We start from the raw sequence: 15,998 nt of genomic DNA on the forward strand, positions 1-15,998 counted from the left end.
TTTTTTTATCAATGATGGTTCTCCTGTAAATGGTTGACATACTCTCGGGGACTCTCCCCAAATTCATCCTTAAACAACTGGCTGAAAGTTGAAAGGCTTTTCATTCCCACTTCGTAACCTACTTCGGTGATGTTCATTTCTGTAGTCTGCAACAGTTCTTTGGCACGTTTCATCCGTTGACGGCGAATGTAGCGGGCAGCCGAATCGTTGGTAAGCGCCCGGAATTTGCGGTACAGCTGCGATTTGCTCATGGCCATGTCTTCGCAAAGCTTATGGATATCGTAATTCTCGTCGCCCAGATTTTTATTGATCGATTCATTCAGCCGTTGGATAAACAGGTCCTCTTTCTGAACCACCGGATCGGATGATGTTTCCATCGCATTACCGTTGCTGTAGCGTTTAAAAAGATTCCGCCTCAACTCCAGCAGTTTTTGCATGCGCACCAATAGTTCCTGCTGGTTGAAAGGTTTTACCACATAAGCATCAGCACCCTGTTCCAGACCCTCGATTCGCGAAGGAATATCAGCCTTAGCTGTGAGTAAAATTATCGGAATGTGGCTGGTGCGGTAGTCATCCTTCAGTTTTTTGCACAGTTCAAAACCATCCATGCCCGGCATCATCACATCGCTGATAATGATATCGGGAACATCTTCCAGTGCCTGCTTGTATCCTTCCATTCCATCCTTGGCCACCTCAATATTGAAATGCGTTTCGTAACATGCCTTCATGTAGGCCACTACATCCGCATTATCTTCCACAATCAACAGATGTCTCCTGTTTCCATTTTGCGGGTAATCGTGATCGTCAGTTAACTCCACTTTTTCTTGTGCTCCGTTTTGTTCCGGATCAGCAAACTCAAGTGCTTCTCTTTTATGTTGATGAGTAACAGGCAAGCGCACCGAAAAAATGGTTTCCACACCCGGTACACTTTCCACCCGGATGGTTCCTTTCAACAGATTTACCATTTCGCGGGTAAGCGCCAAACCAATTCCGGCGCCACCGGCTTTGCGTGTATTTGCGCCATCCACCTGGTAAAAACGGTCGAAAATTTTATCCAGCTTTTCAGAAGAAACACCAATTCCATTATCACGCACTTCAATGTATAGCGAATCGGAACGCGTGAACACCTTTAATCGAACAGTTCCACCCTCGCCGGTAAACTTGATGGCATTACTTAACAAGTTACTAATAATAGCGGCTGTTTTTTCGGGATCGAAATCAAGTTCGTACGACTGACTTTCGGAAAAGAAAGCCATGTTTATGCGTTTTTCTTCCGCATAAAATTCCTGCAATTGAAAAATGTATTTCAAAAACGGGATGATATTGGCATGGATCTTATTCACCGAAAGTTTGCCGGATTCGAGCTTGCTCAAATCCAGCATCTGATCGACCAATTGCAACAGATTTTTACCATTTCTTGTTATCGTGTCCATTTTGGCTTCGAGATGATTTTGCTGTCCTTTTCTAACCGCATCAGCCAGTCCGAGAATAACGGTAAGCGGTGTTCGGAATTCGTGAGTGATATTGGTATACAATCGGGTTTTGGCATCGTTCAGTTCTTTCTGGCGTTGGGTTTCGCGCTGCTCCAATTTTGAATACAGATTAACGGCATATAAACTAAAAAAGAAAATATAGAAGGTCATCGAGATCACGTTCGTAGTAAGTAAAATTATATTTTGCAAAGGATCGAGCGCATAACGAGTTGGGAAGTAGGACTCCAAAACAACCAGAAGTACCATCGCAACTATAAAAGTAAGTAAAACAGAAAGAATCCGTTTAAAATCGCGCACAACGACAGTACTGGTAACTGCCTGTATGGAGACCAGAAAAAGACCACCGCTGGTAAAAAGGCCTCCCATTCGAAGAATGTAAATGGATGAAATAAGAATCATCGCGATTTTAAAAGCGAAAATTTTTTTCAGGGTGTGCTTCGTTCGCATCAAGAGGTACACCACTCCTGAAATAAACGGAATATAAACCAAACTAAATTCAGCCATCATTTTGGCCGAGATGATCCAGGCAACAACCAGCATAATAGAAAGGCCGGAAATGGCAAAGATTCCCTGCATCATCATGTATTTTTTAGCCAGTTCTTCTCTTGGCGAAAGATTTTTTGTATCGATGATGTGTTCAAGTTTCTTGTCCAGACGATCGAAAAAACGGGGAACAGACTCCATGACTTGTGGTTTTTAACGAGTTACGATAAAATGCCACAAAAGGTTGATGATTGTTTGGAAGATAATTTGCCGGATCTTCCCAAATAGTTGCCGAGATTTCCAGATTAAATTATTTCGGTGGAAATTGGAAAATATTATTACGGATGGAGTAATTCCTCCTCCAGATGTTCTACCTCACGAAGTCCTTTTAAGCGGCCAAACTGCGGGTAACCGGGATTTGCTGTCAGTCCTTCATCTTCAACACCTTTTAAGCCGTGATCGGGCCGCATCGGAATTCGGGCTGAACGTTCCTTCATTTCCTTCAAGAATACATTCACCAAGGCTTTCATATCGACTGTCCCGTTAATGTGTCCCGATTCGTAAAAGCTTCCGTCGGGCAAAGTCTGGGTGTTTCGCAGGTGAGCAAAATGAATGCGGTGCGCGTATTTTCCTGCCATCTCCACAACATCATTATCAGCCCTTGCTGAAAAAGAGCCCGCACAAAATGCAATGCCGTTATTTTGCGATGGATTGGTGTTTGCCAACCATTCCATATCATTTATATTTCCGAAGATACGTGGCAGTCCCAACACCGCGAAAGGCGGGTCATCGGGGTGAATAGCCAGGTTGATGCCGACTTCTTCTGCCACCGGAATCACTTCATTCAGAAAATAAGTAAGGTTGGCTCTCAACTGTACATCATCAATGTGTTGGTAACGCTGCAGATGATTCAGAAATTCCTGTTTGTAATCTTCAATTGACGGATCAATCACGCCATCGATAAACCCCTGGGTCACGACAATGATATTGTGCGCCAGCCGCTCAGCATCATCAGCGGTCATTTTTTCAAAAGCCTGTTTAGCTGCAACCTTTAATTCGGTCGGGTAATCGTTTTCTGCACCCGGGCGTTTCAGGATGTACATGTCGAAAGCAGCAAAAGTGGGATAATCGAATAACATCGATTCACCGAGTCCGGGAATCTGGTAATTCAGATCGGTTCGTGCCCAGTCGAGCACGGGCATAAAATTGTAGACAACGGTTTTAATTCCACAGGCCGCTAAATTTCGCAACGAGGTTTTGTAATTCTGAATGTGCTGATCACGCAGATCGGAAGCGGTTTTAATGGCTTCGGTAACCGGCAGACTTTCCACAACCGACCAGCCTAAACCGGCGGCTTCGATCTTCGACTTAACTTTAAGGATTTCTTCTTCTGGCCACACTTCGCCATTGGAAATATGGTGCAGCGCGGTCACTACTTCCTCAATCCCGTTTTCTTTAAGCCAATTCAGCGTTACGGAATCATTTTCACCAAACCACCGCCACGATTTTATGAGTTTCATTGATCAGAATTTCAGATAGAAAGTTGCTGTTTTAAATGCCCGAGAAGGAACTAAATCCCCCATCCACAGGAATAATGGTGCCCGTAACAAAACTTGCTGCATCCGACGACAGATAATGTACTGCACCATTCAGTTCATCAATTTTTCCAAAGCGCCCCATTGGCGTTTTTGCAATCACTTTCTGGCTACGTTCAGTCAAAGACCCGTCTTCGTTCAAGAGAACTTTTTGATTTTGGGTACTGATAAAGAATCCCGGGGCAATGGCATTTACACGTATTTTTTCGCTGAACTTAGTTGCCATTTCCATCGCCAGCCATTTGGTAAAAATCTCAACCCCCGACTTTGCCACGGAATAACCCGGAACGCGCGTGATCGACGACATGGTGGCCATACTCGAAATATTAATGATAGAACCCGTTTTTTGCTCACCCATCACCTCTCCAAAAATCAGCGACGGATAAACAGTACCATTCAGGTTCAAGTCGGTAACCTTATTAAAATCCTTGATTTTCATGTCGAAAACCGTTTGTTGTTCGGTTAAGGTAGCTCCGGGAATGTTACCTCCTGCAGTATTTACCAACACGTCAATTCTACCCCATTCGTTCATCACTTTATCGCGCGCCTGTTTAAGTCCTTCAACATCCAGCACATCGACAACTAAGCCCATGCCGGCACCACCGGATTTTTCAATTTTTCCAAGACGCAGATCAACATTTTCCTGAGTGCGGCCAACAACGGCTACTTTTACTCCCTCTCTGGCGAGGTATTTTGAGATACTACCACCCAGCGTTCCCGATCCGCCGGTAACAACGGCAACTTTTCCTTTAATATCGAATAATGACATGATTATAATTTTAAGATTACAAATATGACGTTTTTACGGCCGGGTTTGTTCTAAGTTCACCTGATTAAGACTTAATTTCTCAAACACTTAATTCAAAAACGCGCTCGTTAATCAATTCCATAAGAAATACACGATCGAATCCACTCTGAAAATTGTGATTTTGAAGTTGGTTTTGTACATGATAATTGCGCGTTCCACGGAGATAATCAGCAGTGATCAGTAACCAGTATTCGTCGCATTTTTTTCGGCGGTAAAGCTCAAGCTTCTCCTCTTTTTTGTCAATAGCTGTCTGAATATCATGAATTACATTATCCGATAATCCAAGATTATTGGCTACTTCCCAAACATTTGTTTTCAGGTTCGGATGATGCACTAATAGCAACTGTTCAATTTCGTGTGGAAGTTTAGCGTGGATTGTTAAACTAAAATTGCTTCGTGGATTTTTGGATTGAACAGCATGGCGAATTATAGCCGACAGCCGGGCTGCAAGCGAAAGTTCGGATACTTCTGAAATCGGATATTCACCTGAGAACCGGAACTTTACAAACAACTTGTGCGGATTATTGCGCTCAAACAATTCTTTTGCCAGTTCAATAATCCGAAGCTGAATTTCATTGATGTGGCTTTCAAAAGCGTCGACAGAAGTTTCCGGACTTAAGCGTGTAAGTTCAATTCCCAGCCGTCGTTTCGAAGGAACCTTTACCACAAAATCGGGCGATTCAGCCAGCACAATTCTTCCTCTTGGGAATTCGGCATAAGAATCCCTGAAATGATTAATGAGCAGAACTTCCAGCTGTTTTTTTAGTTCGCGCATTTCAGTACGATATCAGTTCTGAGGTGTCGTCTCTTCCATTTTCTGAAACAGGTCATTCACAATCCCATCACGATCGAAATTGTCCCAGTAGATAATCTTATTTGGATTTTCGGGCTGATCTTCCCAGGCATGTCCAACCAGTTTTGGGGCCGGTATTTCGTGTTTGGTTCCCCAGTCGGGATTCTTAAGAATCGCCAAAACCACCATGTCGAACAAAGCACGCGACGGCGGATAACTGTGCATATTAGCATGATCAAAAAGATCTTTTGAATAGTCGCCAAAACGATTAAATGTGCCGCCATGACGGCCTGTGATCGTATTTTTCGAAACAGGTCCCTTCCCTGCAAGGTGTTCATGTACTTCTTCAGGAGTGACACGCACAGCATCGGTGGCAGATGGTTGTCCGTAACGAACGGTTACCATCTCAAACTCAACGCCGGATTCAATGACCGGATTAATGGCATCAATATCATTTACCAGGTTGTATTCACCCGGCGACGGATAATTCCCTCCCAGCCAAACCACCTTGATCTTATCCACGATCCCGGGTTCCTTCAAAATGGCCAGTGCAACATTGGTTAGTTTTCCTATAGGAGCCAAAATCAGCTTTTCGCCCGTAGTTTTCATGGCTTCCGAAATGATAAAATCAACTGCCGGTTCACCATCAAAACCTGCTTCGGAAATATGAGGGGCAATGTTTTTGTAATCGCTATCGGCGCCTTTCAGTAATGGAATCTGCTCTTCGAGATCAAACAGCTTTAGTATCCGCTCAGCCTCGTCGTATTGCCCCTGTAAGCCGTAACCATTATCGGTATTATTTACAGTTACACCTACCACGTCAAAAACTTCGGGATTCAAAAAAGCGTAAGCCAGAGCATGCTGATCATCAAGCTCGTTATTGGCATCTGTATCAATGATAATTCGCATTTTCTCGGGCGCTTTCTTGCTGTCCGTATTACAGGCCACCAAAAGCGCCAAGACCACCATATAAATCAGGTTTCTAATCTTCATGGAAATAAATTTTTAGTCAAGTTTCAAAATTTTCGGCAATACCCGAAGGTTTTCCAAAATCTTTTTAAAAATATTTTCAACCAAAACTGTAAATAGCTGTTAGATTGGTAAAATTAATATATATGTATACTGGATTATTGCATGCACACAGCGGATTTCGCTGGTTGGTTTTGATTGTTTTAGTAGTGGCGATAGTGCTTTCGGTTTATGGATGGACTAAAAGAGCCGAATGGACAAAATCGGGTAAAACTACCAGTTTGATTCTGATGATTTTAATGGACATTCAGTTTTTAATTGGCCTGGTGTTGTATGTGTTTTTAAGTCCGATGACTAAAGCAGCGTTTAACGATTTTGGTGCGGCCATGAAAAATGCAACACTGCGATTTTATGTAGTGGAACACATTCTGATGATGGTAATTGCTCTGGCACTTGTTCACATAGGTCGTTCGCGGACAAAAAAAGATATAGTCGGATGGAAAAAACATCGTGCCGCAGTCATTTTTTATACGATTTCGTTACTGGTTATTTTGATGGCCATTCCCTGGGATCGGCCGTTGTTTTAATAAAAAAAGGCTGCAGAAATTTCCACAGCCTTCGCTAAGTTTGGTTCAGACAGCGCTTTTAATACGCCACTTCGTTTTGTTTCTTTACTGAATAAATATCGTCGATAAGGTGCCGGTATTTAACCGCTACCATGTTTCGTCGTAATTTTAATGTCGGAGATAATTCACCTGAAGCCGGTGACCACTCTTCGCAAACCAATCGGATGCGGCTGATCTGCTCGTGGCTACCCAGTGTTTTGTTGATCTTTGAAACTTCCTTCTGTATCATTGAAACCACTTCGGGAAGTTGTATCAGTGCTTTGTTATCTTCGTAATGCAATTTCCTTTGAGCAGCCCAATCGTGCAACAACGGGAAATTTGGTGAGATCAGTGCACTGGCAAATTTTTCGTTAGCCCCGATTACCATCACCTGTTCGATAAGGTTTGAGGTTTTCAATTTGTTCTCGATCATTTGCGGCGCAATGTACTTCCCTCCCGATAACTTAAAAATCTCTTTTTTGCGATCGGTAATCTTCAGGTATTTGCCTTCCTCCAAAAACCCGATATCACCGGTGTGAAACCAGCCATTTTCATCAATTACCTCATCAGTTAGTTCAGGAGCTTTGTAGTATCCTTTCATCACACCGGGTCCCTTGCAGAGAATTTCACCGTCACTGGCTATTTTTACTTCCATGCCATCGAGAATAGGGCCTACTGTGCCGATTTTCATTTCATTTTTAGCCGGATTGTTTACCGCAATTACCGGCGAAGTTTCAGTAAGTCCGTAACCTTCGAGATTGTACATTTTGGCCATTCCCAGCACCCGGGCAATACGTGGTTGTAAGGCTGCTCCTCCTGAAACAATGTAAACGATATTACCTCCGAGTGCTTCCCTCCATTTTGAGTAAATCAGTTTGTCGGCTAGTTTGATTTTCAAACTAAGAATCGGTCCGTAATTTTTATTGTATTCAAAATGCTGAGTCAGGTTGAGTGCCCAAAAATAGAGGGCTTTCTTTATACCACTAAGCTCTTTTCCCTTAGCTACAAATCCATCGTAAACTTTTTCGAGTAAACGAGGAACAGAGTTAAACATATGCGGTTTAATCTCGCGGATTGCTCCTACAATTTGTGAAAGGTTGCCCACGTAATAAACGCCCATTCCTTTATACTGAAAATGGTAGTTTACACTTCGCTCATACACGTGGCAAAGCGGTAAAAAGCTGATCACCCGATGATCTTTACCAAGGTGGTGCATTGCTGAATGCGATACAAAATTGGAAACCAGGTTTTCCTGGGTCAGCATTACTCCTTTTGGTACACCGGTTGTTCCCGAAGTGTAGATCAAGGTAGCCAGATCAGAGGGTTGAACAGACGCTTTGATTTCTTCCAGCTCTTTCTCAAAATCTTTTCTTCCCGATTCTCCCAGATCGAGCACTTCCCGGTAGTTTTTTGCACCTTCAACTTCTTCGAAAGTATACACCAGATCGAGCTCAAGCAAATTGGCAAGGGGCAGGATACTTTTATACAGTTTGGCATCACCAACCACGATCATTTTTACTTCGGCATGCTTCAGAATATAACGGTATTCGTCTTCTCCTAAAGTTGGATAGATCGGTACATGAACTACTCCGGTCATTGCCATTCCCATGTCGGCAAAATTCCATTCAGGCCGATTGGTAGTTACTGTAGCTAATTTATCACCCTTTTTAAGTCCGAGCGCCATTAAACCCATGGCAAACTGATGCGATTTTTTATGGTACTCAGCAGTGGAATAAGTGTACCACTCACTCCCTTTTTTACCGCCTAATGCATCTTCTCTTGGAAATTCGTTTAGTGTGCGTTCGAGGATGTCAAAAGTTCGAGTAACTGTCTGTCCCATAACCATATTTTAATAATCGGCGCAATATAACAGTTTTGCCGTGCCACGTGATTATAAAATCGGGATGGGATGAACATACTGTCATTATTTTTATTGATTGTAAATAAAATAATCACGTTTAATTCGCATCTGTTAATCAACATTTTACAAACGCAAAGCAGATGCACAAAGAGATAAAAATGAGTGTTTTTTTGCAATCAGATAAAATTGAATTTTCGAACAATCAACGTCAGGGATTCGAAAAAAGAGAGGGCAGTTCATCAACTGCCCTCCTAAATGTTAACCCCCAAACACACAGTTAGCCGGAATGGCTAACCATCTATTTATACTCAATAAAATAGTAAAAGGTTACTTTATGTTTTAACCAATGTGATATAAAACAAAATAAATGAATGTATTCAGAACCTTATAATTTAGTTCTTTTTCAATTTTGCTTTTTCGTAATTTGAATCTTTAATATAAGCCCAGATAATAAGTCCGGCCAACAGCGCAAAACTTACAGGTACGGCAGGATTTACTCCATCGGCTACTCCCTTCCCATACGAATGTAATCCCGAGAGGTAATAGTTAACTCCGAAATAAGTCATCAGCACCGAGGCAAACCCCAGAATGGAAGCAAAGTTATAGTTGAACACCCCTTTTAAAGCAGGTATTAAACGCATATGAACAATAAAGGAATAAATGACAACCGTAATAAGTGCCCAGGTTTCTTTTGGATCCCAGCCCCAGTAACGTCCCCAGCTTTCGTTGGCCCATACTCCACCCAGGAAAGTTCCGAAAGTAAGCGCATATAAACCAACCGTAGCCGACATTTCGTTAATGGTGGTGAGTTGCTCCACAAAGCCATTTACCCGTGATGCATTTGCTTTATTTCGGATCACGAACAATATCATCACCATGACACCAAGAAAAGTGCTTAGTCCTAAAAATCCGTAACTGGCGGTGATAATTGAAACGTGTATGGTAAGCCAGTAAGATTTTAATACAGGTACCAGCGGAGTTACCTCAGGATTCATCCAACTCAAGTGGGCAACAAACAATGCAATTCCCGAAAGGAACGCAGCCGTACCAATCACCATGGGATATTTTCGTCCGAAAATAAGTCCGGCAAGCATCGCTGCCCAAGCTACATAAACAACCGATTCGAAACCATTGCTCCATGGTGCATGCCCCGAAATGTACCAGCGCAAAGCGAGTCCAACAGTGTGTACCAAGAAAAGTAATGCAATCATACCGGCAAAACCATATTTAAGCACACGTGGTAAAGGCTTCTCCCTGAAAATATTTACAAAAAGAACAAACAATAACAGGAATCCGAACAAGAGGTAAAACGGGAAAATACGTTTGAACGGATTGATATCGTTGTACAATATCTCAATGTTGCGTTTTGTTTCACCGGGAATAAGATCTCCACCATATTTCACCTGAAAATTTTCGAGTGCCTTTAACACCTGAACTGCATCGCTTGTGTTGTTCTCGGCTACCGATTGCAAAAACAGTTGAAATCCGCTCTTAATAAAAATCGAATCACCATCGGAATATTCCTGAGCAACTGCACCCGGAGGATACCAACTGTCCTCTCTTTTTTCACGGGGATAAAGGTTGAACATCGTGCCCTGAAAAACCATGAAACAAATATTCACACGTTCATCGAGGTAGATGTATTCTTTTTCGATGCGGTTACGAAAGGCCGGTGCTTTTGAATACGCCGCCCGAACAGCTTCCATAATCCGGTAATTTCCCTGTTCATCGAACAAGGATTGAATGGTTAGATATTTATTATCGATGGCGCCAAGTTGAGCTGCCAGCGACTTTTCTGCTACCCGAACAATGGGCATCGAACGCCAGATCTCAGGATGAGTCATCATACTCAGAACCACCTCATCCGAAGATTTTCCGTAAAGTGTAGATTTTCGACTTACCTTTCGCACAATTTCGCTGGTTAAAGTCGATATGGGTTCAATTCTGCCGTCGACTCCCTGCACCCACAGTTCACGAAATTCCTGCACAACCTCATCATCAATTTCCGGGATTCCTGCTCCCATTCCACTTTGTGCAGAAGCCCCCAAAGCCATCGTTCCGAAAACAGCAAATAGTAAAACAGCTTTTACGGAACTGTTTTTAAGCTTTTGAGTCAGAAACCGGAAATACGAGTATTTGTTGACCAGAGAAGTAATGATTCCGACAAACAAAAGAAAGTATCCCAGGTAGGAGATCCAGGTTCCCCAGAAATCGTAATTTACCGAAAGAATGGTTCCCTTCTCATCAACATCGTACGACGACTGAAAGAATTTATAACCGCGATGATTCAGCGTATTATTCATAAAAATCCGGATGTCTTCGGTGATTCCTTTTTCCTGGTCCTTCAGCACCACCTCCGATGCAAACGACGATGGCGAGTCGGATCCCGGGTAGCGCTCAAGTTGAAAATCTTTGAGATAAATACTAAACGGAACAACAAGCGGCATAGCACCGTAAGCCAGCTTTAAAGTTCCGTCGCCCAGAGGAACACGCACGGTATCAGACACCATTCCTGAATGGCCAAAAACCGGTACGGTTTGCTTTTTTATTCCATCCGAAATTTCAATAAAAACAGCATCTTCATTGGTTTCAGCCTGACTTTTAACCGCTGTAAAAGTGGCACTTGGATAATAATTTCGAACTAAAAATCGGTAATCGCCAAAACCATACAAGAACATCGGTTTAACGGGAATCGTATCTCCCGAATTAAATGCCACCGTTTCCTGGCTGGCCATTGTCGTTTCTTCCAACTCAGCGAACGAAGACAGGTACAATTGACCGTCCTGAAGAAAGAAATTAATCAGCTTTTCATCGGGTACATTAAATCCGGCCGTGAATCCGGGATAATCGAGTACATCGCCAAGCTGAAACATATACGACTGCATGCCTTGTCCGCCGGGTGTGGCAAAAACAAAATCAATAACCGGCTCACCACTATCGGAAGCAACAGGTTTACGTTCAGCATTCTCGATAAAACCGGTCGACTTTACTTTAACTTTCAGACCGTTAACATTAAATTTTGCCCGAAACTGTTTTGGTGTTACTTCTGAAAAACGTACATTCTTTTCCTTTTCCTGCCCGTCGAAGCCAGCGTAAAAATAGTCTTCCGTCGAGAGGATATAATTGGCGCTCTCATTCTCGCGAATGTGCATCATGCCCTCGAAACTAAAATAGCGGGTAATAGCTGCTCCAAGGATCATTACTAAAAACGAAACATGAAACAATCCCAGCGTGAACCGTCGTGAAGTAAAAAACCGATAGCGGAACATATTATTCAGCAAATTGAATGCGAACAGTCCCCACAATACTTCGAACCAACGCGTATTATAAACCAATGCCCGCGCAGTTGGCGTTCCGTAACTGCTTTCAACAAAAGTGGCAATGGCCATTGAAAAGGCTAATGCCAGAAAAATAAAGGACATGAAAGGCAGGGAAGTCAGAAAGACATATAATTTTTTCATTCGTTTATAATTGCTTGTTTTAACGCAACTTATTTAACTCGTCCCGAAACATCGTGACTCGTTTCATTCCAGAATATTTATCGGAAGTCAGTATCTGAAGCCCGAAGTTTTAACGAGGCTGAAAATAATTCTTATTTAGAATAAATCAAAGAAAGAACGCTAAAACCGACCTGAAAGTATTTATTCGAAAACATATGTCCAATTTTACTTTCTGCAGCTTTTCAACTAAAATTCACACTAATAGATAAATAAAATACTTTTTAGTGTTTTATTGGGAAAAATAATCGTAAATTATATCTGCTTAATTTTTAATTCTAAAAACTAAATTATGAACATGAAGTACAAATACTTAAGAAAAACAGTGTCTTTATTCACTGTAGTGTTTTTTTTATTGGGAGTTGCCCCTTTAACAATATTGGGGCAAGACAGCCCGAGTCCAATGTTCGGACTGGTGGAGTTTATGAAAACCACTCCCGGTAACGAAGGCAATTATGTTGAACTGGAGAGGACCGTCTGGAAGAAATTACATCAGGCCCGGGTAGACAAAGGAATTATTGCAGGGTGGTACCTTTACCGGGTGCATTACACCGCTTCCGACGATCCGTACAATTACGTTACTGTAACCTTATTCACCGACAAAAACAGACTGGAAAATCCCTGGGAAGGCATTGATCCTGCGGAGATACTCGGCGAAGCAGAAGTTGATAAAGCATATGAAGAAACCATGAAAACGCGCAGCCTGGTAAGCAGCAACTTGATGAACAGGATGGAGACTGTTTATCCTGAAGGCGGACCCGGCGATTTTAAATACCTACAATTGGACTACATGAAGGTAAAGCAGGGACACGATGGCGAATATGTAAATGCTGAAGTTGAGGTGTGGAAACCTATACATAACGAATTTATAAAAGCAGGTTCGCGAGTGGGCTGGTCGCTTTGGGGAAGAATCTTTCCTTCGGGTTACGGACTCGATTTTCAATATGTTACCGTAAATTATTTCTCTGATTTCGCTCAAATCGGAACGGCGAACTACAACGATGCTATATCAAAAGCTCATCCAAACGAAGACACTGATGCACTCATGGAACAAACAAATAAATCGAGATTACTTGTGAAATCAGAATTGTGGGAAGTTGTAGATAAAGTAGTGGCCGGTCAGTAATTATTGCCTGCTTTCAAATAGTAAATTGTTTTTCCTCATAAACAATAACAGCAGCTACCAGTTGTGATAGCTGCTGTTTTATTTTACCCAAATGTTCTTATTGCAAAAACGAAAGTGCTTTTTCAATGGCCGCCTCTATGCCGGCTACATTTCTACCTCCGGCAGTAGCGTAAAATGGCTGACCACCACCGCCGCCCTGAATTTCTTTACCGGCTTCGCGAACGATCTTACCTGCATTTAATCCTTTTTCTTCCACTATATTTTCCGAGATCATAACCGTAAGATTTGGTTTGCCGTTGATTTCGGCACCCAGCACCAGGAATAGGTTATCTACCTCGCCTTTTAACTGGAAAGCCAAGTCTTTGATAACCGCAGCATTATCCAGTTCAACTTTATGAGCAATGATGTTGATGCCACCTTCCTGCAGCACTTTGCTTTTCAGGTTAGCCTTTGCAATTTTCATTTGTTCGCGCTGGAAATTCTCGATCTGCTTCGATAATTCTGTATTTTGTTGCATTAAGGAGGTAATCTGTCCAAGCACATCTTTCGAACCTTTAATTACGTCCTGAATGTCTTTCAGAATTCCAAGTTGCTCATTAATGTATTTCTCGGCATGATCGGCAGTGATGGCTTCAATGCGTCGCACGCCGGCGGCAATGGCACTTTCCGAAACGATTTTAAGCATTCCGATCTGTCCGGTTGAATCGACGTGTGTACCACCACACAGTTCAATCGACTCGCCAAACTGAATGGTTCGAACCGTTTCGCCATACTTCTCGCCAAACAGCATCATCGCTCCGGCTGCTTTTGCATCTGCTATAGGCGTTTCCCGGTTTTCCTCCCGCATTGAATTTTGACGAATTTTCTGATTCACCAATAATTCCACTTTTTCAATTTCCTCATCACTCATTTTCTGAAAATGAGAAAAGTCGAAACGTAAATGATCAGCATTCACCAACGAACCTTTTTGTTCGACATGCGTTCCCAGCACTTCACGAAGGGCAGCATGTAATAGGTGAGTTGCAGTATGATTATTGGCAATGTTTATTCTGCGTTTTTCATCCACCACAGCACGAAAATATTCTGCAGGATTTTCGGGTAGTTTTTCAACCAGGTGAACGATCAGGTTGTTTTCCTTTTGGGTATCGAAGATACGCGTTTTAACACCTTCGAATTCGATGTATCCGGTGTCGCCTACTTGTCCTCCCGATTCGCCATAAAATGGAGTTTGATCGAAAACCAGCTGATAAAAGCTCTTTTTTTTCTGACTCACTTTTCGATAACGGGCAATGCGCACTTCTGCTTCCAGTCGGTCATAGCCCAGGAATTCAGTTTTATCAATCTTTCGCAATTCTACCCAATCGTCAGTTTCCTGTGCCGCTGCATTTCTCGAGCGTTCTTTTTGAGCCTTCATTTCAACAGCAAATCCTTTCTGATCCACTGCCAATGCGTTCTCGCGGGTGATCAGCTCGGTAAGGTCGAGTGGAAAACCGTAAGTATCGTAAAGAATAAATGCATCTTTTCCGGCAATTTCATTTTTGCCTTCAGCTTTAGCTTTGCTCATTAAATCATCCAGTAACTTAATACCTGTTGAAAGGGTGCGCAGGAATGATTCCTCTTCTTCTTTGATCACCTTTTCTATCAATTGTTGCTGGCTTACCAGTTCGGGGAAAGCCTCGCCCATTGTCTCTTTCAATACCTCTATCAAACGGTAAATGTTCGCTTCTTTAAAGCCCAGAAAGGTATAACCATAACGCACGGCACGTCGCAAAATACGGCGGATTACATAACCGGCTTTGTTGTTCGATGGCAACTGCCCTTCTGCAATTGCAAAAGCCACTGCACGCAAATGGTCCGCAATCACACGCATAGCGATATCGGTTTTCTCATCTTCACTGTATTTCTTGCCCGCTAGCTTACCAATTTCAGCAATGGTATCTTGAAAAACATCGGTATCGTAGTTGGAAGTTACACCCTGTAAAACCATACACAAACGTTCGAATCCCATTCCGGTATCCACATGTTTAGCGGGTAACTCCTCCAGAACTCCATTCGATTTGCGATTGTATTGTATAAATACCAGGTTCCAGATCTCAATCACCTGCGGATGGTCTTTATTCACCAACTCGCGGCCGGGTAATTTATCCACTTCGTCCTGCGGACGAATATCAACATGAACTTCGGAGCACGGACCGCAAGGACCGGTATCTCCCATTTCCCAGAAATTGTCTTTTTTATTTCCGTTCAGCACACGATCTTTTGGAAGGTATTTTTCCCAGTAACCGGCTGCTTCATCATCACGTGCTAAATTATCATCGCTGCTTCCTTCAAACACAGTGGCATATAACCGACATGAATCAATGCCCATTCGTTCAACCAGAAATTCCCAGGCCCAATCAACGGCTTCTTTTTTAAAATAATCGCCAAACGACCAGTTGCCCAACATTTCGAACATGGTGTGGTGATAAGTATCGAGGCCGACTTCCTCCAAATCGTTGTGTTTTCCTGAAACACGTAAACATTTTTGAGTATCGGTAACACGATTCCATTTGACGGGCTCGTTTCCTAAAAACCAATCTTTAAACTGGTTCATTCCCGCATTGGTAAACATCAGTGTAGGATCGCCTTTTACCACCATGGGTGCAGAATTCACAACCTGATGTCCTTTCTCTTTGAAAAAGTCGAGGAATGCCGCACGTATCTCTTTAGAAGTCTTCATGTTATCGTCTGTAAATGTTTACGATTTTGTTAATATTATTTAATACAAA

General features: G+C 42.5%; 10 protein-coding genes. 2 read left to right on the top strand and 8 right to left on the bottom strand.

The genetic code is table 11. The features are described from left to right. Positions 1 to 8: 8 nt before the first annotated feature. The 5 genes from WFY05_RS03195 to WFY05_RS03215 form a co-directional block, all read right to left on the bottom strand. The gene (locus tag WFY05_RS03195) at positions 9 to 2,177 is read right to left on the bottom strand and encodes a hybrid sensor histidine kinase/response regulator transcription factor (RefSeq protein WP_340111279.1); all 2,169 of its coding nucleotides are present in this window, start codon (positions 2,175 to 2,177) and stop codon (positions 9 to 11) included. Between the two features lie 137 nt (positions 2,178 to 2,314). Then, a complete protein-coding gene (gene uxuA / locus WFY05_RS03200; protein ID WP_340111280.1) occupies positions 2,315 to 3,496 on the bottom strand; it encodes a mannonate dehydratase in 1,182 nt (393 codons plus the stop codon). A gap of 31 nt (positions 3,497 to 3,527) precedes the next feature. Continuing rightward, positions 3,528 to 4,340 carry an SDR family oxidoreductase gene (locus tag WFY05_RS03205; RefSeq protein ID WP_340111281.1) on the bottom strand — a complete coding sequence of 271 codons (813 nt, stop codon included), beginning with the start codon at positions 4,338 to 4,340 and terminating at the stop codon, positions 3,528 to 3,530. A gap of 79 nt (positions 4,341 to 4,419) precedes the next feature. Continuing rightward, positions 4,420 to 5,154, bottom strand: coding sequence for a hypothetical protein (locus WFY05_RS03210; RefSeq protein WP_340111282.1), 735 nt, complete (start codon positions 5,152 to 5,154; stop codon positions 4,420 to 4,422). A gap of 12 nt (positions 5,155 to 5,166) precedes the next feature. After that, positions 5,167 to 6,165 carry a nucleoside hydrolase gene (locus tag WFY05_RS03215; protein WP_340111283.1) on the bottom strand — a complete coding sequence of 333 codons (999 nt, stop codon included), beginning with the start codon at positions 6,163 to 6,165 and terminating at the stop codon, positions 5,167 to 5,169. Positions 6,166 to 6,287: 122 nt separating this feature from the next. Between WFY05_RS03215 and WFY05_RS03220 the strand changes: the two genes are divergently transcribed. Further along, the gene (locus WFY05_RS03220; protein ID WP_340111284.1) at positions 6,288 to 6,728 is read left to right on the top strand and encodes a hypothetical protein; all 441 of its coding nucleotides are present in this window, start codon (positions 6,288 to 6,290) and stop codon (positions 6,726 to 6,728) included. Between the two features lie 58 nt (positions 6,729 to 6,786). Here the strand turns inward: WFY05_RS03220 and WFY05_RS03225 are convergent, their stop codons facing one another. Further along, positions 6,787 to 8,586, bottom strand: a complete 1,800-nt coding sequence (locus WFY05_RS03225) for an AMP-dependent synthetase/ligase (protein WP_340111285.1) — start codon at positions 8,584 to 8,586, stop codon at positions 6,787 to 6,789. Between the two features lie 413 nt (positions 8,587 to 8,999). Further along, positions 9,000 to 12,068, bottom strand: a complete 3,069-nt coding sequence (locus tag WFY05_RS03230) for a cytochrome c biogenesis protein (protein WP_340111286.1) — start codon at positions 12,066 to 12,068, stop codon at positions 9,000 to 9,002. A 334-nt stretch (positions 12,069 to 12,402) separates the two neighbouring features. Between WFY05_RS03230 and WFY05_RS03235 the strand changes: the two genes are divergently transcribed. After that, positions 12,403 to 13,230 carry a hypothetical protein gene (locus WFY05_RS03235; RefSeq protein ID WP_340111287.1) on the top strand — a complete coding sequence of 276 codons (828 nt, stop codon included), beginning with the start codon at positions 12,403 to 12,405 and terminating at the stop codon, positions 13,228 to 13,230. Positions 13,231 to 13,327: 97 nt separating this feature from the next. Here WFY05_RS03235 and alaS read toward each other — a convergent pair whose 3' ends face one another. Further along, on the bottom strand, positions 13,328 to 15,949 hold the full coding sequence (alaS, locus tag WFY05_RS03240) for an alanine--tRNA ligase (RefSeq protein WP_340111288.1): 2,622 nt from the start codon (positions 15,947 to 15,949) through the stop codon (positions 13,328 to 13,330). Between the last annotated feature and the right edge of the window lie 49 nt (positions 15,950 to 15,998).

Source organism: Maribellus mangrovi (assembly GCF_037646455.1).
In the GTDB taxonomy this organism is placed as follows: Bacteria; Bacteroidota; Bacteroidia; order Bacteroidales; family Prolixibacteraceae; genus Draconibacterium; species Draconibacterium mangrovi_A.

Bases quoted from the DNA above. Each gene is read 5' to 3' on its own strand.
- WFY05_RS03210 (WP_340111282.1), bottom strand. From the start codon at position 5,154: ATGCGCGAACTAAAAAAACAGCTGGAAGTTCTGCTCATTAATCATTTC.
- WFY05_RS03205 (WP_340111281.1), bottom strand. From the start codon at position 4,340: ATGTCATTATTCGATATTAAAGGAAAAGTTGCCGTTGTTACCGGCGGA.
- uxuA (WP_340111280.1), bottom strand. From the start codon at position 3,496: ATGAAACTCATAAAATCGTGGCGGTGGTTTGGTGAAAATGATTCCGTA.
- WFY05_RS03235 (WP_340111287.1), top strand. From the start codon at position 12,403: ATGAAGTACAAATACTTAAGAAAAACAGTGTCTTTATTCACTGTAGTG.
- WFY05_RS03220 (WP_340111284.1), top strand. From the start codon at position 6,288: ATGTATACTGGATTATTGCATGCACACAGCGGATTTCGCTGGTTGGTT.
- WFY05_RS03230 (WP_340111286.1), bottom strand. From the start codon at position 12,068: ATGAAAAAATTATATGTCTTTCTGACTTCCCTGCCTTTCATGTCCTTT.
- WFY05_RS03215 (WP_340111283.1), bottom strand. From the start codon at position 6,165: ATGAAGATTAGAAACCTGATTTATATGGTGGTCTTGGCGCTTTTGGTG.
- alaS (WP_340111288.1), bottom strand. From the start codon at position 15,949: ATGAAGACTTCTAAAGAGATACGTGCGGCATTCCTCGACTTTTTCAAA.
- WFY05_RS03225 (WP_340111285.1), bottom strand. From the start codon at position 8,586: ATGGGACAGACAGTTACTCGAACTTTTGACATCCTCGAACGCACACTA.
- WFY05_RS03195 (WP_340111279.1), bottom strand. From the start codon at position 2,177: ATGGAGTCTGTTCCCCGTTTTTTCGATCGTCTGGACAAGAAACTTGAA.